At 68.4% G+C, this 17920-nt stretch carries 15 protein-coding genes; 3 read left to right on the forward strand and 12 right to left on the reverse strand.

Translation table 11 applies throughout. The features are described 5' to 3' along the window. Positions 1–5: 5 nt before the first annotated feature. Both ABD768_RS35320 and ABD768_RS35325 read right to left on the reverse strand, forming a co-directional pair. On the reverse strand, positions 6–1034 hold the full coding sequence (locus tag ABD768_RS35320; protein WP_344848102.1) for an NAD(P)-dependent alcohol dehydrogenase: 1029 nt from the start codon (positions 1032–1034) through the stop codon (positions 6–8). Positions 1035–1108: 74 nt separating this feature from the next. Next, positions 1109–1297: a LuxR C-terminal-related transcriptional regulator gene (locus ABD768_RS35325; RefSeq protein WP_344848105.1), complete on the reverse strand. Its 189-nt coding sequence runs from the start codon at positions 1295–1297 to the stop codon at positions 1109–1111. A gap of 92 nt (positions 1298–1389) precedes the next feature. Between ABD768_RS35325 and ABD768_RS35330 the strand changes: the two genes are divergently transcribed. Beyond that, complete coding sequence (locus ABD768_RS35330) at positions 1390–1869, forward strand: hypothetical protein (protein WP_344848108.1); 480 nt, start codon at positions 1390–1392, stop codon at positions 1867–1869. A 53-nt stretch (positions 1870–1922) separates the two neighbouring features. After that, positions 1923–3137, forward strand: a complete 1215-nt coding sequence (locus ABD768_RS35335; protein ID WP_344848111.1) for a low temperature requirement protein A — start codon at positions 1923–1925, stop codon at positions 3135–3137. Between the two features lies 1 nt (position 3138). Here the strand turns inward: ABD768_RS35335 and ABD768_RS35340 are convergent, their stop codons facing one another. From ABD768_RS35340 to gcvT, 8 genes are all read right to left on the reverse strand, one after another. Next, complete coding sequence (locus ABD768_RS35340; RefSeq protein ID WP_344848114.1) at positions 3139–6075, reverse strand: AfsR/SARP family transcriptional regulator; 2937 nt, start codon at positions 6073–6075, stop codon at positions 3139–3141. A gap of 61 nt (positions 6076–6136) precedes the next feature. After that, complete coding sequence (locus ABD768_RS35345) at positions 6137–7186, reverse strand: ABC transporter ATP-binding protein (protein WP_344848117.1); 1050 nt, start codon at positions 7184–7186, stop codon at positions 6137–6139. A gap of 8 nt (positions 7187–7194) precedes the next feature. Beyond that, a complete protein-coding gene (locus ABD768_RS35350; RefSeq protein ID WP_344848120.1) occupies positions 7195–8292 on the reverse strand; it encodes an ABC transporter ATP-binding protein in 1098 nt (365 codons plus the stop codon). Next, a complete protein-coding gene (locus tag ABD768_RS35355) occupies positions 8289–9281 on the reverse strand; it encodes an ABC transporter permease (protein ID WP_344848123.1) in 993 nt (330 codons plus the stop codon). Before ABD768_RS35355 ends, ABD768_RS35350 begins: the two co-directional genes overlap by 4 nt. A 93-nt stretch (positions 9282–9374) precedes the next feature. Next, the gene (locus ABD768_RS35360; RefSeq protein WP_343981089.1) at positions 9375–11129 is read right to left on the reverse strand and encodes an ABC transporter substrate-binding protein; all 1755 of its coding nucleotides are present in this window, start codon (positions 11127–11129) and stop codon (positions 9375–9377) included. 41 nt (positions 11130–11170) lie between these two features. Continuing rightward, entirely contained in the window at positions 11171–12178 is a 1008-nt protein-coding gene (locus ABD768_RS35365; protein ID WP_343981092.1) for an ABC transporter permease, read from the reverse strand. A 399-nt stretch (positions 12179–12577) separates the two neighbouring features. After that, positions 12578–13807: an AfsR/SARP family transcriptional regulator gene (locus ABD768_RS35370; RefSeq protein WP_344848128.1), complete on the reverse strand. Its 1230-nt coding sequence runs from the start codon at positions 13805–13807 to the stop codon at positions 12578–12580. A gap of 270 nt (positions 13808–14077) precedes the next feature. Next, a complete protein-coding gene (gene gcvT / locus ABD768_RS35375; RefSeq protein ID WP_343981097.1) occupies positions 14078–15199 on the reverse strand; it encodes a glycine cleavage system aminomethyltransferase GcvT in 1122 nt (373 codons plus the stop codon). A gap of 156 nt (positions 15200–15355) precedes the next feature. Between gcvT and ABD768_RS35380 the strand changes: the two genes are divergently transcribed. Then, positions 15356–16849 carry a leucyl aminopeptidase gene (locus tag ABD768_RS35380; protein ID WP_343981100.1) on the forward strand — a complete coding sequence of 498 codons (1494 nt, stop codon included), beginning with the start codon at positions 15356–15358 and terminating at the stop codon, positions 16847–16849. Here ABD768_RS35380 and ABD768_RS35385 read toward each other — a convergent pair whose 3' ends face one another. Both ABD768_RS35385 and ABD768_RS35390 read right to left on the reverse strand, forming a co-directional pair. Further along, positions 16850–17170, reverse strand: a complete 321-nt coding sequence (locus tag ABD768_RS35385) for a cupin domain-containing protein (RefSeq protein ID WP_343981103.1) — start codon at positions 17168–17170, stop codon at positions 16850–16852. Next, entirely contained in the window at positions 17167–17850 is a 684-nt protein-coding gene (locus ABD768_RS35390; RefSeq protein ID WP_344848132.1) for a DUF2848 domain-containing protein, read from the reverse strand. The genes ABD768_RS35385 and ABD768_RS35390 overlap by 4 nt, the downstream gene beginning before the upstream one ends. Positions 17851–17920 lie beyond the last annotated feature (70 nt).

Here is a 17920-nt window from a genome sequence, read left to right on the forward strand (position 1 = left end):
CTCCTTCAGCTCGTCAGGATGGCGCGGCCACCGGGCACCCGGCCGCCGTCGAGATCGTCGAGCGCGGTCAGCGCGTCGGCCAGCGAGTACTGCTTGGTGGCCAACTTCACCCGGCCCTGCGCGGCCAGCGTCATCAGGTCGTCCAGGTCGTTGTACGAGCCGACCAGGTTGCCGATCACGTTGATCTCGCGGGAGATGATGTCGATCGTCGGTACGTCGACCTTGCCGCCGTACCCGATCACGAAGTACGAGCCGGAGTTGCGCGTCATCGCGACCCCGTCGGCCTCGGTCCCGTGCTCACCGACGAAGTCGAGCACCACCTGCGCGCCCTCGCCACCGGTCTGGTCGAGGACCGCCGCCACCTGGTCGCCGTCGCTCAGTACCGTGTCGTGCGCGCCGAGCTTCGACGCCTTCTCCAGTACTTCGGCCGACCGGTCGACCACCGTGACCCGGGCCGATGTCATCGCGACCAGGCACTGCAGCCCGATGTGCCCCAGTCCCCCGGCGCCGATCATCACGATCCGATCGCCCGGATGCACCAGCGGCACCGCCTTCCGGACCGCGTGGTACGCCGTAAGCCCCGCGTCGGCCAATGCCGCCACATCGGCCGGCGCCAACCCGTCGTCCAGCTTCACGACCGAACGGATCGAGGTCCGCAGGTACTCCGCCATCCCGCCGTCCCGGTTGATCCCGGGGAACTCGGAGTTGCGGCAGTGCACGTCGTCGCCGGCCCGGCAGGCGCGGCAGAGTCCACACGTCACCAGCGGGTGGAGGATCACCTTGTCGCCGACGCTCACGCCGGTCACCGCCTGGCCGAGCTCGACGATCGTGCCGGCGTTCTCGTGGCCGATCACGTAGGGCAGCCCGACCCCCGACTTGTCCTGCCACTGCCCTTCGATGATGTGCAGATCGGTCCGGCAGACGCCCGCCGCATCGACCTTCACGATCACGTCGAGCGGTCCTTGCACGGTGGGATCGGGGATGTCGTCGAGGGTCGGAGGTTTCCCGTATTCATGGACTCTGACAGCTTTCACCGTGGCCACTTCCCTGCTCTTCGGGGATCAGTCGTCCGATGGTGCCGATCCCGTGCAGCGCAGCGAAAGAGGCGTTATCGCCTTCCGATAACGCCTCGATCCCCCAGCCCGAAGCGTCTGGCCAGCAGCGCCGCCTCGGTCCGGTTGCCGACGCCGAGCTTGCCGAAGATCGTCGACAGGTTGTTGTTCACCGTCTTGGCCGTCAGCTCCAGCCGGGCAGCGATCACCGAGGTGGCCAGCCCGGCCGCCAGCAACTCGAGCATCGCCAGAGCCTGGGCCGGTTGCTCTGCCGGGCGGGATCCGTCGCCCGCGAATCTCGGTGCATCGAGCAACTTACCGAGCGAGGAGCACCGCCATGACGATCACCACCACAACCACTGCTACGCCGCTTCCCACGATCGGCGGCTGGTCGGCCGCGATCGGCGGGCTGGCGATCACTGTGCTCGGCGTCATCGCCGCGGTCCAGCCCGACACCGCCGGCCCGGCCTGGTTCGCCGTCGCCGGGGCGGCCGCGGTGCTGTTCGCCGGCGGGCTTTCCGGTCTGCGGATCGCGGTCCGGGACGTGCGTACGGCGTACCGGGCCCTCACTGTCAGCATCTTCATGGTGCTGACCGCGGTCGCGCTGATCGTCGCCGGGGTCGCCGTGCTGCGGACCCGGATCTGGCCGGACGGCCGCCGGTTCGCGCTGCTGGCCGCCGGGGTCTGGCCGCTCGCGACCATCCCGGCCGGGGCCGCGCTGGGCGACGTACCGCACTTCACCGCGATCGCCGTCTGGGGGCTGCTCTGGACGACGCTGGGGGCGATCCTGCTCAACACCGGGGTCCGGCATCCGTGATCCGGGGGCCCGTGGCAACCACCACGGGCCCTTTCGTGTGCAGAATGTGCGACATGACGACACGCAGGACGCCGATCAAGACCGAGGCCACCTCGGAGGACCAGTCGGTCACCACGCTGGAGCTGTTCTTCGATCTGGTCTTCGTCTTCGCGCTGACCCAGATCACCGCCTTGATGGCGCACGACCTGACCTGGGGCGGGGTGATCCGGGGTGTCCTGCTGACCGGTCTGCTCTGGTGGAGCTGGATCGGGTTCTCCTGGGTGTGCAACCTGGTCAAGGCCGACGAGGGCTCGGTCCGTGGCGTGATGCTGGCCGCGATGGCGGCGATGTTCGTGATCGCGCTGGCCATCCCGGAAGCCTTCCACGACCTGCCCGGCGGGCTGCCCGGCCCAGTGGTGATCGCGGTCGCGTACTTCGTCTTCCGGGCCATGCACCTGTGGCTGTTCTGGCTGATCGCGGACGGCGACCGGGTGCTGCGCCGGACGCTGCTCCGCTTCGCCCCGGCGATGATGACCGCTACGGCGCTGCTGCTGGTGGCATCCCAGTTCCACGGCACCACGCAGACTCTGATCTGGGCGGCAGCGCTGGCTGCCGACTACGGCGGCACCTACCTGGTCGACGCCCGCGGCTGGCGACTGCGGTCGGCCGCTCACTTCGCCGAACGGCACGGGCTGATCGTCATCATCGCGCTGGGCGAGTCGATCGTCGCGATCGGTGTCGGCGTCACCGACCTGCCGATCTCCTGGCCGATCCTGGTCGCCTCGGTCCTCGGTCTGGCCATCGCGGCGGCGATGTGGTGGATCTACTTCGACGCGACCGTCCACTACGGCGAGCAGGCACTGGCGAACGAGCCGGCGGAGACCCGGCCGAAGCTCGCCCGCGACGCCTACACCTTCCTGCACTTCCCGATGGGGGCCGGCATCGTGCTGCTCGCGCTGGGCCTGAAGAAGGTCCTCGAGTACGTCGGCGACACCGAGCACCACCATCTCGACGACCCGCTGAAGGGCATCGGCCTGTACGCCCTGTTCTTCGGCGTCGTGCTCTACCTGCTCGGCCACGTCGGCTTCAAGTGGCGCACCACCCACCGCCTGGGGATCAGCCGGCTGATCACCGCCGCGCTCTGCATCGTCGCCCTGCCGCTGATCGCCCACGTGCCGGCGCTCGGCCAGCTCGCCGTACTGGCCGTGCTCCTGATCGGCCTGGTCGCCTTCGAATCGGTCCGCTTCGCCCAGGAACGCGAAGCCCTCAGGCACGGCGAGCACGCCTGACTCAGCCCTGGTTGGCCGGATCCCGGGGGTCGGTGTCCACGAGGCGCTGGATCTCGTGCTGGAGCGTCAGCTGGCCACTCGCCCCGGCCTTCTCGGCCAGCCGCAGCCTCGTCCGCCGGCTCTCCTCGACGCCGCCGAGTGCCATCATCAGATCGGCCTCGTTCAACTCGACCAGGTCCATCAGGTTGGTACCGGGGTGGCGCCGGTCCCAGTCGATCGCCTGGTCGAGCAGCTCCCGGGCGAGCGTCGTGTCACCGGTCCGGCTGGCCACCAGGGCCATCATCGCCTGCACCCGGGCGACGGTGAAGTCGTTGCCCACCGCGCGATAGATGTCCGCGGCGCGGGTGAGGGTCGCCATCGCGTCGTCGTACCGGCGCAGCTCGATCTCGTTCTCGCCGAGCAGGAGCAGCCCGTCGCCCTCGCTGATCGTCCCGGGTGGGGCCATCGCGTGCAGCTCGCGGGCCCACCCCGCGCCGGCCTCGAAGTCACGCCGCTCGGCGGCGATGATCGACAGCTGCTGCAGGACGAAGACCCGCAGGTCGTCCGGCCCGTCCGGCTGCTCCGTCAGCTCGAGAGCCTTCGTCATGACCTCCTGCGCCCGATCGAGGTCCATGCTCTGATTGGCGCCGATGCTGATGTGGAACATCGCCCGCACCTGGAGCTCGACGGAGCCGAGCTGCTCGGACAGGTCCAGCAGTTCCTCTCCCGCCGCCAGCCGATCGGCCGGTGACAGGTCGGGCAACGCCGGGAGCAGGCCGAACGCCAACCGGACATAGAGTTCCAGCGGCCCGGACTCCTTGACCACCGCTCTGGCCGCCGACAGCACCTCGGCCCGGAGATCGTCGAGCGCCTGGATCACGCAATAGCCGTTCAGCCGCAGGGCAAGCTCGGCCGCCTCGACCGGGTGGCCCGATTGGAGACCAGCGAACACGGCTGCCCGGATCAATGGCCAGCTGTCGTCCATCCAGGCGGCCGGCGCGGCGATCGCGTCGGATTCCGCCGCCGGTAGCAGCGGCCGGTCCGGCACCACCAACCGTGCCGCAACGGTGAGGCCATGCGGGAGGCGGTTGTCCACGAGACCTGCCAGCCGTAGTACGGCCTGCAGGTACCTCCCGAGTGGTTCGTCGCGATCGCCCGCGAGTGCGAGTTGTTCGGCCGCGTAGGCGCGGACCAGGTCGTGCATCTTGTAACGCTGCCCGTTGACGAGCTCGACCAGACCGAGGTCGACCAGGCGGCCGAAGGTGTTGCCGCCGGTCACCTCATCGCTGTCCAGTAGCGGAGCAGCGACCCAGGACGGGAACTCGGTGATGCCCACGAGAGACAAGCGCTCGAGGAGTTGCCGGGCTTGGGGATCGGCGAGCTTCAACGTGCGCCCGAGGCTGGTCCGTACTGCGAGGTCGCCGGCCACCATCGAGTCGAGGCGCTGGTCGTCGTCGACCAGGGCCTGGGCGATCGACTGGAGCGCATCGTCGCCCGACAACGCCAACCGTGAGCCGATGATGCGCAGCGCCAAGGGCAGACCGACACACTGCTCGGCCACCGAGTCGAGGGTCGGCAGATCGCGTAGCGTTCGCCCGATCAGCCGCGTCAGCAGGGCTTGGCTCGTCGGGCCGTCCAGCGGGGTGACCTGGCGGTGCACTGCCTCGGTCAGCTCCGGCAACGGTTTGCGGGAGGTGACCAGCACGGCACAGTGTGGACCAGTCGGCAGCAGTTGAGCGACGATCCCGGCATCCAGCGCATCGTCCAGCACCAGGAGAATCGCCAGGCTCTCGGTTCGCTGGCGGAACATCTCCGCACGGTCGGCAGCCGAGGCCGGTACCGCGCCGGGCTGGACTCCGAGCGCGCGCAGCATCCGCCCGAGCAGGGCGTGAGCAGACACCGCCTCCCCCCGGACGTCTTGCAGCCGCGCGAAGAGCTGCCCGTCGGGGAACGACTCAGCCACCAGATGACCGATCCGCGTCCCGGCCGCCGATTTCCCGACACCGGCGCCACCCCAGAGGCAGTAGACCGCCACCCGACCACGACCGTCGCCCGCGCCGCCCATGCCACCCGCGCCGGCCGAGTCTGCGGCGCCGGCCGCGCCGGTCAGGTGGGACGGTGTTACCTGGGTCAGCACCCGGACCGCATCGGCCAGCAGGTCGTCGCGGCCGACGAGCAGCGAGATGTCCACCGGCAACTCCCGCGGCACGGTGCCCTCGGCCCGCTTGGCCGCGGCGGCACGCAAACCCGGATCGTCGCGCAGGATGGCCAGGTGGAGCCTGCGCAAGGCCGGAGCAGGGTCCAGTCCGAACTCCTCTGCCAGCCGCTCCGCCAAGTCCTTGTACGCCTGCAACGCCTCAGCTTTACGGCCGGAGCGGTAGAGCGCCGTCATCCAGGCCGCCATCAACCGCTCGCGTTGCGGGTGCGCGCGGACCAGGTCGGCCAGCTCCCCCTCGACCTGCTCATGCCGACCGGCCAGCAGGTCCGCATCCAGCCGGTCCTCGACGGCCGCCGCATGCTCCTCGACGAGACCTGCGCTCAAGCGATCACGAGTTGCCTGCGGCATCAGGTCAGCCAGCGGATCACCACGCCAGAGGTCGAGCGCCCGGCGCAGGCCGTCGGCCCGGAGTACGGGATCTGATTCGGTGCGCGCAGATGCCAGTTGGCGACGGAAACGCTCGACATCGATCGACTCGGGGTCGACCTGTACGGCGTACCCAGCGGTGCTGCTGGTGATCGTGACGCCGGGCAGCGCCTTGCGCAGGCGCGAGAGGTAGACCTGGAGCGATCCGCGGGCGTCGGCCGGCGGATCCTCGGGCCACAACAGGTCGACCAGCTCCGCCGGCGGCACCGGCTCATTTGCCCTCAGCAACAAAATGGCGAGCAACGACCGCTCCTGCCGGCGCAGCGGCGCTGCCTGCCCGGCCACCTCGATTGCCCCCAGCAAACGGAAGTCCATGCACGAACAGTAGAACGCCCTGCTGACAAAGTGCTGTCGGCAGGGCGTTCTCTGTGGATAACTACGCGGTGGCTGCGGTCAGGTCGACCTTCGGCTCGGCGAAGTGGCAGGCGGCCGCGTGGCCGGGGCCGGACTTCGGCTTGCCGATCAGGAGCGGTTCCTGGGTGGCGCAGATGTCCTCGGCCTTCCAGCAGCGGGTCCGGAACCGGCAGCCGCTCGGCGGGTCGATCGGCGACGGCACGTCGCCCACCAGCCGGATCCGCTCCTTCGGCGGGGTACCGCGGATGGTGCCCAGGTCGGGAGCGGCCGACAGCAACGCCTGCGTGTAGGGGTGCTGCGGCGCGTTGTAGATCTGGTCCCGCGGGCCTTGCTCGACGATCTTGCCGAGGTACATCACCGCGACCTCGTCACAGAAGTGCCGGACCACGCCGAGGTCGTGCGCGATGAAGACGAAGGCGATGCCCAGATCGCGGCGCAGGTCCTCCATCAGGTTCATCACCTGCGCCTGGATCGACACGTCCAGCGCGGAGACCGGCTCGTCGGCGATGATCACCTCGGGCTCCACCGCGAGCGCCCGGGCGATCCCGATCCGCTGGCGCTGGCCGCCGGAGAACTCGTTCGGGTACCGGTTGTGGTGCTCGGGGTTCAGCCCGACCCGCTCCAGCAGCTCCTGCACGCGCTGCAACTCCTGGCCCCTGGGGACCAGGTTGTGTACCCGCAGCGGCGTGGTCAGGATGTTGCTGACCGTCTGCCGCGGGTTCAGCGAGCTGTACGGGTCCTGGAAGACGATCTGCAGCTGGCGCCGGAACGGGCGCAGCTGCTTCTCCTTCATCCGGGCGATGTCCGTGCCCTTGAACAGGATCTGACCGGCCGTCGGGGTCAGCAGTCGGGTGATCATCCGGCCCGTCGTGGACTTGCCGCAGCCGGACTCGCCGACCAGGCCGAGGCTCTGCCCCGGCTTCAGGTCGAAGCTCACTCCGTCGACGGCCTGGACCACCTTCTTGGTCCGGCCGAGCCCCGCGGCCTCCTTGATCGGGAAGTGCATCTTGAGGTCGCGGACCTGCAGCAGCGGGCTGGTGGTGGCGTCCACCGGACGCATCGTGTCGCTCATCTCTCTCCTCAGCCCAGTCTCGGCGCGACCTCGGCCTCGTAGATCGAGGCCTTGTCGTGCAGGTGGCAACGGGACGTGTGCGCGCCGGCACCGTCGACCGGAAGCAGCTCGGGCAGGTCGGTGGTACAGCGTTCGCCCTTGACCCGGTCCTTGTAGGGACAGCGCGGGTTGAACGAACAGCCGTCCGGCAGCGCCAGCAGCGACGGCGGCAGGCCCTTGATCGGCCGCAGCTTCTCGTTGGCCGCCGAGACGGTCGGGATCGACTCCAGCAGACCCCAGGTGTAGGGCATCCGCGGCCGCGCCAGTACGTCCTCGGCCGTGCCGTACTCGACGCAGCGGCCGGCGTACATCACCAGGACGTCGTCGGCCATCTCGGCCACCACGCCCAGGTCGTGCGTGATCAGCACGATCGCCGAGCCGAACTCCTTCTGCAGGGTGTTCAGCAGGTCCAGGATCTGCGCCTGCACGGTGACGTCGAGCGCGGTGGTCGGCTCGTCGGCGATCACCAGCTTCGGGTCGTTGACGAGTCCCATCGCGATCATCGCGCGCTGCCGCATACCGCCGGAGAACTCGTGCGGGTACTGCTTGAACCGGCGGATCGGGTTCGGGATGCCGACCAGGTCGAGCATCTCCAGGGCCCGCTTCTTCGCGACGTCCTTGGACACCTTGTGGTGCACCCGGTACGCCTCGCTGATCTGCGCGCCGATCGTGTAGAGCGGGTGCAGCGACGACTGCGGGTCCTGGAAGACCATCGCCACCGCGTCGCCGCGGACCTTCATCAGCTCCGACTCCGGCAGCCCGACGAGCTCTTCGCCGCCCAGCTTGATCGAGCCGGTGATCTGGGTCCGCTTCGGGTCGTGCAGACCCATCACGGCCATGCTCGACACCGACTTGCCGGACCCGGACTCGCCCACGATCGCGAGCGTCCGGCCCAGCGGTACGGCGTAGCTGAGCCCGTTCACGGCGCTGACCAGACCGTCGGCGGTCGGGAACCTGACCGTCAGGTCCTTCACCTCGAGGTACGGGGTCTCACCGCTCGGCGTCAGGCCCGAGCGACGCTCGCGGGTCGCGACGGAAGGATTACGGGGGATGTCCTGCGTCGTCACGCCAGCCTCACTCTCGGGTCGATCACGCTGTAGGTCACGTCGACCAGGAAGTTCATCGCGACCAGGATGACCGAGGAGATCAGCACCGTGCCCATGATGACCGGCAGGTCGTAGTTCTTCAGGCTCTCCAGCACCAGGTTGCCCAGCCCGGGCAGGTCGAAGATCCGCTCGGTGAAGATCGCGCCCGCGAGGCTGGTGGCGATGTCCAGACCGAAGATCGTGACGACCGGGATCAGGCCCGAGCGCAACGCGTGCTTGTAGGTGACCACCCGGTCGGACAGGCCCTTGGCCCGCGCCGTCCGGATGTAGTCCTCGCTGAGCGTCTCCACCATCGAGCCGCGCGAGTACCGGGCGTACTGCGTACAGCTGTAGATGCCGAGCACGAGCCAGGGCGTCAGCAACCCGGTGAACCACTTGGCCGGGTTCTCCGTCAACGGCACGTAGCCGCCTCGGGGCAGGATCGGGTAGAGCACGGTCAGGTAGAGCGACAGCATCAGCGCGACGATGTAGTACGGGATCGAGCTGAGCACCAGGGTGCTGCTCATCAGGACCCGGTCAGCGGTGGTACCGCGCCGTTTGGCCGCCATCGAGCCGATCGTGACGCCGACCGTCAGCACGATCACGGCGTACCCGAGCACCAGCGAGACCGTCACCGGCAGCCGGCTGGACAGCATCTCGGTGACCGGCCGGTTGCTCTTGAAGGAGAAACCCAGACAGGGCGCCCTGCAGTCCTGCACCACCCCGGAGGTGGTGAAGGTGCGGCCGGCGAAGATCCCTGCCGTGTACTCGGCGAACTGCTGCACCTTGGGTCTGTCCAGGTGCAGGTTTTCCTTGATGTCGTTGTACCGCTCCTGGGTGCAGTTGCGGTCACCACAGATCGCCGCGGCCGGGTCGGTCGGGGCGACGAAGAACAACGCGAAGGTCGCGACCAGCGTGACCAGCACGACACTGAGCGCGCTCACCAGCCTGCGCGCCACGAAGTAGAGCACGAGGTTTCTCCTCACCGGTCGGGGTGACGGCCGGACGATTGTCCGGCCGTCACCCCTTCATTCAGATCAGACGACTGCCTGGGGCAGGACCGATCAGGGCTGCTTCAGGTACAACGAGGTGAACTCGGGCATGCCCTGGGTCGGGTCGTTGACCGCGTGACCGATGTTCTTCCCGACCGGGAAGGCGCTGGCCGCGTAGTACAGCGGGACCGACGGCAGGTAGTCCTGCATGATCATCTTGTCGACCTTGCTCCACTCCTTCAGCTGCTCGTCCGGGCTGAGCGCGGCGACGCGATCGATCTCGGCGTCCAGCTTCGGGTCCTGCAGCTGGCCCTGGCTGTTGCCCAGGGCAATGGCGTCGGACTTGTAGAGCACCGGGAACCAGCTGGTGCCGGTCGGCCAGTCGGAGCACCAGTTGGCCGGCGCCTTGCCGATGTTGACCGGACCGTCCTGCTTGCCGATCAGGGCGCGGATCTTCGCCGACGGCACACCGATGGTACGAACCTTGAAGCCGGCCTTCTGGAAGACCTGGGTCCGCAGCGCGTTCACCTGGGTGGTGATCGGGTTGTCGTTGGAGTAGTACCAGCTGAGCTCGAAGTTCTCCTTGCCCAGTTCCTTCAGCTTGTCCTTGACCTTCTGCGCGATGGCCGGGTCGGAGGCGCCCTTGCCCTTGCCGGTCAGGCCGGGGAGCTCGTACTTCACGAAGCCCGGGACGGCCGGCGGCAGGTAGGTCGAGGCCGGGATGGCGGTGTCCGGGGTCAGGCCGGCGACCTTGCGCCAGTCGTCGATCGGGTACGCCTCGGCGATCAGCTTGCGGACCTCGAACGGGATCTTGCGGGTGTCCATCGAGAAGGTGATCACACAGGGCGAGTCACCCTTGATGATCTGGGTCGGGTCCTTGACCTCGTTCAGCAGCGACGCGTCCAGGTTGGTGTAGTTCAGCGCGTTCGCGTCGGTACCACTGCTGGCCAGGATCTGCCGCTGGACCTTGACCAGGTCCTGGGCGAACTTGAAGTCGAAGCCGTCCACGTACTGGTGCCGGACCGGGTCGGTCGCCGGGTCCCAGAAGGTGTTCTTGACCAGCTTCAGCTCCGCGCCCGGGGTGAGCGAGGCGACCTTGTACGGGCCGGTCGACTTCGGCTTGAGCTCGTACTCCTTCTTGGTGTCGGCCTTCTCCGGGATCGGGGTGAACATCGGGAACGCCGCGTAGAACGGCAGGTCGTCGAACTTCTTGGCCAGGTGGATGACCAGGGTCGAGTCGTCCGGCGTCTCGACACCGGAGTAGTTCTGGCCGTTCGGGCCGAACGGTCCCTTGTACTTGTCGCCGTCCTTGAAGAACTGCAGCTGGTACGTCGGGCCGCCGTCGAACAGGTCGTGGGCGAAGGACCGCTTGATCGCGTACGCGTAGTCGACCGCCTTGACCGGCGTGCCGTCGTCGTACTTGATGCCCTTCTTCAGCTTGAACGTCCAGGTCAGGCCGTCGGCCGACTTGGTGCCCAGGTCCTCGGCGAGGTCGGGGACCAGGATCGGCTTCTGCGTCTTCTCGTCCAGCTTGTACTGAGTCAGTGCCCGGAAGTACAGCTTCTCGATCTGGTTGCCGTCGACGTAGTAGGTGTCGGTCGGGTCGAAGTTGTCGGGGACGACGTCGGACAGGATGGAGATCGTCCCGCCCTTCTTGGCCCCTTCGATCTCCGGCGCCGGGCCCTTGGCGGTCGCGTCGGTCGCCTTGACCTGCGCGCCGCCGATGGTGGCGTCGCTACCCGGCTTGTTGCTCGCCGACGGGCTGCCGCAGGCCGCCACGGCCAGCATGACCGTCGCCGAGACCGCGGTGATCCGTTTCCACTGCATTGTCGTGATTCTCCTTTTCTGCCGCTGGGGCAAACGCCGGGCTACCGACGAGTCTTGGGGTCGAAGGCGTCGCGCACCGCGTCACCGAGCAGGGCCAGCGCGAGCACCAGGATGGTGATGCCCAGCACCGGCAGCCACAGGTAGAGCGGGTCCGCCTTGAACCAGTTGGTGGCGTTGGCGATCGTCTGGCCCCACGACGGCTTGGGCTCGATCAGCCCGACGCCGAGGAAGGACAGGCCCGCCTCCGCGGTGACGTAGGCCGGCAGCGCCAGCGAGGCCGAGATGACGATCGGGGCGACCAGGTTCGGCAGCAGCTCCTTGAACAGGACCTGCCAGGTCGGTACGCCGATCGCCTTCGCGGCCAGCACGAACTCGCGCTCGCGCAGCGACAGCACCTCGCCGCGGATGATCCGGGCCAGCCCGGCCCAGCCGAAGAACGAGAGCACGAAGATCAGCACGTAGAACCGGGTCGAGGACTGCTCGGCCGGCGTGAGGTTGAACGACCCGCCGCGCAGCGACTCCACGATCGGCACCATCGCGATGGCGAACAGCAGGTAGGGCAGGCTGAGCACGAAGTCGATCACCCAGGAGATGATCCGGTCGACCCAGCCGCCGAGGAAGCCGGCCAGCAGGCCGGCCACGACGCCGACGATGGTGCCGATCACGGTCGCGACGAAGGCGACGATCAGCGACGGCTGCGCGCCGTACACCCAGCGGGCGAAGTTGTCCCGGCCGGTCTTCGGCTCGACGCCGAACCAGTGCTCGGCGTTCGCCAGGATCGTCGGATAGCCGAACTCGTCCACCAGGTCGGTGTGGAAGGTGCCGACGTCGGCGCCCTCGAGCTTGACCAGCAACGGCGCGAACACCGCGATCAGGATGAAGAAGACCACCAGCGAGGCGCAGACGATCGCGACCTTGTCCTTGCGCAGCCGGTCCATCGCGATCCGGGTCGGGGACTTGCCGTGCGCCACCGACGCCGGGCGCACCGGCTCGGCCGACGCCGGGTGGTCCTCGACACCTACGGTCGAGTCGGGTGACCCAATACTCATGCGTGCTCCGTCAGCTGGTCAGCCAGAAATCCGGGGGGACAGGATCGGCGGCGGTCTGTAGATCGTGCCGAGCCTTTGCTCCGGGGGGCCATGCAGTCAAATTCGCTTGACAAGGCCGGATCGTCCGGAGCCGCGCGCTAGCCTGCCCGACACTTCCTCGACAAAACCAGCGGGTTCCGTGACCAGTGCACAAATCGTTACCGGAGGACGTACCGGACCGGAACATTTGCCACCAATAGTTACGCTCCGCACCCGCTTCCTCGCGAAAAGCGTCGGCACAGCGCCGTCATTGGCCATTCTGTGCCACATTATTACGGAGTGTGCCGGGAAGACTGCGGAGCGAGATGTCTTGAAATTGTCACACTATTCGCGGCGAATTCACCCCGAATGGCTTTTCGGTCAGCCAATCTCGCGGTGAATGGCGTCTTCCAGACCCAGTAACGGATCACGGGAAGTGGCAATGACCGCGCACCTACCTTCGGCCGGCATCAGCGGCCGCAGCCGGCCGGCATTCCGGACGTCGTCGAAGACCAGCAGAACCGCCCGTCCGGCCAGGGTGCTGCGGAGCAGGGCCGACCGCTCCTCGAGTGAGTCGGGGAAGGCCTTCACCCCCAGCGACCCCAGGAGCCGCGCAAGGACGGTCGCGGTTGGCAGCGGCTCCCCCTCGACGTCTTGCAGCCGGACGAAGAGCCGGCCACCCGGATACTGCTCAGCGAGCCGATGTGCGAGCCGCACCGCGATCGCCGACTTGCCGACCCCCGCGGCGCCAAAGAGACACAGCACGCTGGGTACGCCGTTCCCCTTGCGTGCCAGTACTTCGGACAGCTCGGCGAGCAGCTCGTCGCGACCAACGAGGCTCTCGTCGTCGGCAGGGAGATCCTGCGGACCCGCCTCGGTAAGACTCAGCGATCCGTCCTGCCGGAGCATCGCCACCTGAAGGTGGCGAACCTCTTGGCCGGGCTCAACGCCCAACTCCTCGCTCAGGTGACGCACTAGGTCGGCATAGACGGCCAGCGCGTCGGCCTGTCTCCCAGACCGGTAGAGCGCCAGCATGCGCGCCGCCGCCAGTCCTTCGCGCGTCGGCTCGGCGCTGGTGAGCTCTGCTAGCTCTGGCAGCAACTCCTGGTGGTGTCCCAGCGCCAGCTCGGTCCTCAGCCGTTCCTCTTGGGCAGCCCATCGAGACTCGTCGAGGGCCGCGCACAGTCGCCGGCGTACATCCTCGGAAGCGACGTCTGCGAGAGCGGGTCCGCGCCAAAGCGTCAGCGCCTCGACCAGTACCTCCCGACGGCGCTGCAGATCCGGTAGTACCCGCGCCTGCTCCACCAGTGCCGCGAACTTCTCGACATCGGTCCGGCCAGCAGTCCCTTCGATCGCGTAGCCGTGGGCACCGCCCACTAGCTCTGCATCCGTCAGTACTGCGCGCAGCCGGGACGCATAGACCTGCAGTGCCCGCCTCGGGTTACCCGGCTGCTCCTCAGGCCACAGCAAGCCGATCAGGCGGTCGGTCGGTACTGCCTTCCCTGGCTCCAACAGCAGGACGGCGAGCAGCAACCGCTCCTGCCTCCGCTTGAGTTCCACCTTGCGGCCGTCCGCCCAGACCTCCACCGGACCCAGCAAGCGGTATTCCACCTGCGCAGGGTAACGCGGTGGTAGGCGCCGGGTAACAGGTTTGGCGGAGGCTGCGCTCATGCGCTCGTGGCGGAGTAACCCGGTGGTCCTGGTGACGGCATTGCTCGGGCTGGTGTCCAGCCTGCTCACGCCCGCGTCGCAGCCAGGGCGTGGGTGGTGCGTGAGTGCGTACGGAGTACAGGCTCACTGCCGTGGCGCTGCGGCACCACGGGTGCGGGTCGAACCCCGGATCAGGATGACCGGGGTTCGGCGCCGGCGTATTGGCTTGGCTCAGCTCTCGCGGACGTGCACGGTGACGAACGGGGGCTTGACCACCTCGAAGGCTTCCTGCCGGCCACGGATGTCAACCGCGACCTGGTCGCCTTCCTTGACGGCCGCGTCGAGCAGCGCCAGGGCGATGCCCTTCTTCAGCGTCGGGGAGAACGTGCCGGACGTCACCTCACCCAACGCGGTGCCAGCAGGGTCGACGACCGTCATGTGAGGCCGCGGGATGCCGCGGCCGACCGCACGCAGGCCGCGCAGGATCTTGGCCGGTCCGGCCTCCTTCTCTGCGCGCAGTGCCTGGTCACCCCAGAAGTGCTCCTTCTTCCAGCCCACGGCCCAGCCCGAGCGTGCCTGGACCGGCGTGATCTCCGGCGAGATGTCCTGACCGTGCAGCGGGTAGCCCATCTCGGTCCGGAGCGTGTCGCGAGCGCCCAGCCCGGCAGGTACGAGGTTGTACTGCTCCCCCGCCTTCAGAATCGCGTCGAAGACGGCCACCGCTGCCTCATTGGGCACTACCAGCTCGTAGCCACGCTCACCGGTGTAGCCGGTGCGGCAGACCACTACCGGCGTACCGGCACTGTGCTCATTAGGGAACGCAGCTACCGCAAAGGACATGTAGTCGTGGCCGGTCGGGAGACCGATCGCCTTGACCACCTCGTCGCTGTCGGTGCCCTGGACGGCCAGGATCGCGTAGTCGTCGTGGGTGTTGGTCACCACGACGCCCTCCGGCGCCTGCTCGGCCAGCCGGCGCACGACCTCGGCGGTGTTGGCCGCGTTCGGGATCAGGAACACGTCGTCGTCGGCGTGCAGGTAGGCGATCAGGTCGTCGACCACGCCGCCGTCCTCGGCACAGCACAGCGTGTACTGCGCCTGGCCGGGGGCGATCTTGCCCAGGTCGTTGGTCAGGCACGAGTTCACGTACGCCGCGGCGCCCGGGCCCTTGACCGTCGCCTTGCCGAGGTGGCTCACGTCGAAGACCCCGACGGAGGTCCGGACAGCGGTGTGCTCGGCGACGACGCCGCTGTACTCCAGCGGCATCTCCCAGCCGCCGAACTCGGCGAACTTGGCGCCGAGGGCGACGTGCCGCTCGTGCAACGGGGACTTCTTCAACGCCTGCGACTCGGTCATGGACCGGAACTTACCGGACGCGCGGCGGTGGTGATGCGGTCGACATCACTGCCTGAGAGTCGGATCACGGCCCCGCGACGCGTAGCATGCGGAGGCAGCATTCACGTACCGTCACGACCGGCACCTGCCACCCGGTCAAGGAGGACTGAGGATTTCGTGAGCACCATCACCCTGAGCAAGTCCGATCCGGCCGGCGTCAAGACCGACGTCCTGGTGATCGGCGTGGTCAAGCTCGACGGCGGCGTCACCCTGCCCGCCGGCACCGAGTCGCTGAACGCCGCGTACGGCGGGAAGCTGGTGGAGGTGCTGGCCGGCCTCGGCGCCACCGGCAAGGCAGGTGAGGTCACCAAGGTCCCCGGCCCGAAGCCGGGCAAGTCGGCCATCGTGATCGCCGTCGGCCTCGGCGCCGCGCCGGACGGAGCGCTGAAGACCGAGGATCTGCGGGTCGCCGCCGGGACCGGCGTCCGCGCCGCCAAGGCCGGACAGTCGATCGCCTTCTCGCTGCCGACGCCGGACGCCGAGTGCGTCCGGGCGATCGCCGAGGGCGCGCTGATCGGCCGCTACACCTTCAACGCCTACAAGTCCGAGGCGAGCACCGAAGCCCCCGGCAACGTGATCGTGCTGACCGACCTGGCCCGCAACCGCGACGCCAAGGCAGCCCTCGAGCGGGCCGAGGTGACGGCCGACGCGGTCCACCAGGTCCGCGACTGGGTGAACACTCCCCCGTCCGACCTGCACCCGGCCGAGTTCGCCGCGCACGCGGTCAAGCTCGGCAAGGAGTACGGCGTCAAGGTCGAGGTCCTGGACGAGAAGGCGCTCGCCAAGGGCGGGTACGGCGGCATCCTCGGCGTCGGCCAGGGCTCCACCAACCCGCCGCGGCTGGTCAAGCTGACCTACACGCCGAAGAAGCCGGTGACGCACCTGGCCTTCGTCGGCAAGGGCATCACCTTCGACTCGGGCGGCCTCTCGCTGAAGACCGCCAGCGGCATGATCAGCATGAAGTCCGACATGGCCGGCGCCGCCGCCGTGATCGCCGCCACGGTCGCGATCGCCCGGCTCGAACTGCCGGTGCAGGTGACCACGTACGCCGCGATGGCCGAGAACATGCCGTCCGGCTCGGCGGCCCGCCCGTCCGACGTCCTCACCATGTACGGCGGCAAGACCGTCGAGGTGCTCAACACCGACGCCGAGGGACGCCTGGTGCTCGGCGACGCGCTGGTCCGCGCCTGCGAGGACCAGCCCGACCTGATCGTCGACGTCGCCACCCTGACCGGCGCGTGTGTCGTTGCCCTGGGCACCAAGGTGGCCGGCGCGTTCGCCAACACCGACGTCGCCCGTGACCGGGTCGTCGACGCCGCCGTCGCCGCTGGTGAGGCGATGTGGCCACTGCCGATCCCGGCCGAGATGCTCGACAAGCTGCGCTCGCACTCGAAGATCGCCGACCTGGCGAACATCACCGGCGAGCCCTGGGGCGGTGCGCTGGCGGCGGCCGCCTTCCTCGGCGACTTCGTTGCTGAGGGCATCGACTGGGTGCACCTCGACGTGGCCGGCCCGGCCTTCAACGACGGTGGGTCGTCGGGTTACACGACCAGCGGTGGTACCGGGTACTCGGTCCGGACGCTGGTCGAGCTCGCTGCCGCTGCGAGCTAACTAGTAGCGGGTCTCCAGCATCGTGCAGCCCTCGTCGGTCCGGTACGGCCCATGTGGCATACCGGGCCGGCGAGCTGCGTACTCGCCCTTGGTGAAGGTCTTGCCGAGCGTCAGGTCGGTGAGCGAGCCCTCGAGCAGGTAGACCTCCTCGAAGTACTCGTGCCTGATCACCTCGTCGCCCGTGGTGGTGCCGGGCGCCCAGCGGGCGATCCTGGTCAGGGTGCCGTCTTCTGCTGTGGTCAGGACGCGTTGGGTGATTCCCGGTCCGTCTTCCGTCCAGGGCACGTCGGCCGCTGGGAAGAACTCGTGCTCGGCCTTCATTCCCAGGCCGCCGCGAGCTGCTCGACCGAGTAGACGATCCGGCTGGTCAGGCCGCGTGGGTCGGTCAGCTCGACCCGCCACGCGTCGGCGAACTGGTCGACGCCCGCGATCATCGGGATCGTCCCGCTGAGCACCACCGTGCCGGGCACCAAGCGGTCCTTGAGTTGCTCCACCCAGTACGACGGCGGCCGCAACTGCGCGAGCGTGCCGTCCTGGATGAGCTGCTCGGTGTCACCATGACGCACCCAGGCCTTCAGGGTGAACTCGTCCAGCTCGTCCTCGATGGCTTCGAGTGGCCAGGCCACGTCGCCGAGCACATCGGGCGCGGACTGCTTGCTCCAGGCGACCCCGTGCACCTCGAGCGCCCGGTCGGTGTGGTCGCAGGCGACCGTCAGCAGCAGGTCGTCGGGCCCGTCGCCCACGATCAGCGCCCACTCCGCCTCCCCCGAGGTCTTGCCGTGCGCCACCTGTACTACGTCCGGCCGGCTCACCAGGCTGGCCGACAGCGGGTAGAGGGTCGGGATCCGCTTCGGCGCCGGGACGCCCAGCTCCGCCAGCTCGTCGACGTGGTGCTGGACCTGCTGGGTGTCGCGGCCGGCATACCCGGCATTGAGCGCATATCGGACGTCGATCTGCCGCTCCGAGCCGTCCGGGAGCGTGAATCGCAGGGTCTGGGGCACGGGAACCTCCACTGAATTCGAGTCAGGGCTTGCGTGAACACGTTGTATACAGCAAGTATGGAGCAACGAC

It is taken from the genome of Kribbella ginsengisoli (assembly GCF_039537185.1).
Lineage (GTDB): Bacteria > Actinomycetota > Actinomycetes > Propionibacteriales > Kribbellaceae > Kribbella > Kribbella koreensis.

Coding starts and splice junctions, on each gene's coding strand:
- ABD768_RS35325 (WP_344848105.1), bottom strand. CDS start 1,297: ATGCTCGAGTTGCTGGCGGCCGGGCTGGCCACCTCGGTGATCGCTGCC.
- ABD768_RS35330 (WP_344848108.1), top strand. CDS start 1,390: ATGACGATCACCACCACAACCACTGCTACGCCGCTTCCCACGATCGGC.
- ABD768_RS35335 (WP_344848111.1), top strand. CDS start 1,923: ATGACGACACGCAGGACGCCGATCAAGACCGAGGCCACCTCGGAGGAC.
- ABD768_RS35340 (WP_344848114.1), bottom strand. CDS start 6,075: ATGGACTTCCGTTTGCTGGGGGCAATCGAGGTGGCCGGGCAGGCAGCG.
- ABD768_RS35345 (WP_344848117.1), bottom strand. CDS start 7,186: ATGAGCGACACGATGCGTCCGGTGGACGCCACCACCAGCCCGCTGCTG.
- ABD768_RS35360 (WP_343981089.1), bottom strand. CDS start 11,129: ATGCAGTGGAAACGGATCACCGCGGTCTCGGCGACGGTCATGCTGGCC.
- ABD768_RS35365 (WP_343981092.1), bottom strand. CDS start 12,178: ATGAGTATTGGGTCACCCGACTCGACCGTAGGTGTCGAGGACCACCCG.
- gcvT (WP_343981097.1), bottom strand. CDS start 15,199: ATGACCGAGTCGCAGGCGTTGAAGAAGTCCCCGTTGCACGAGCGGCAC.
- ABD768_RS35385 (WP_343981103.1), bottom strand. CDS start 17,170: ATGAAGGCCGAGCACGAGTTCTTCCCAGCGGCCGACGTGCCCTGGACG.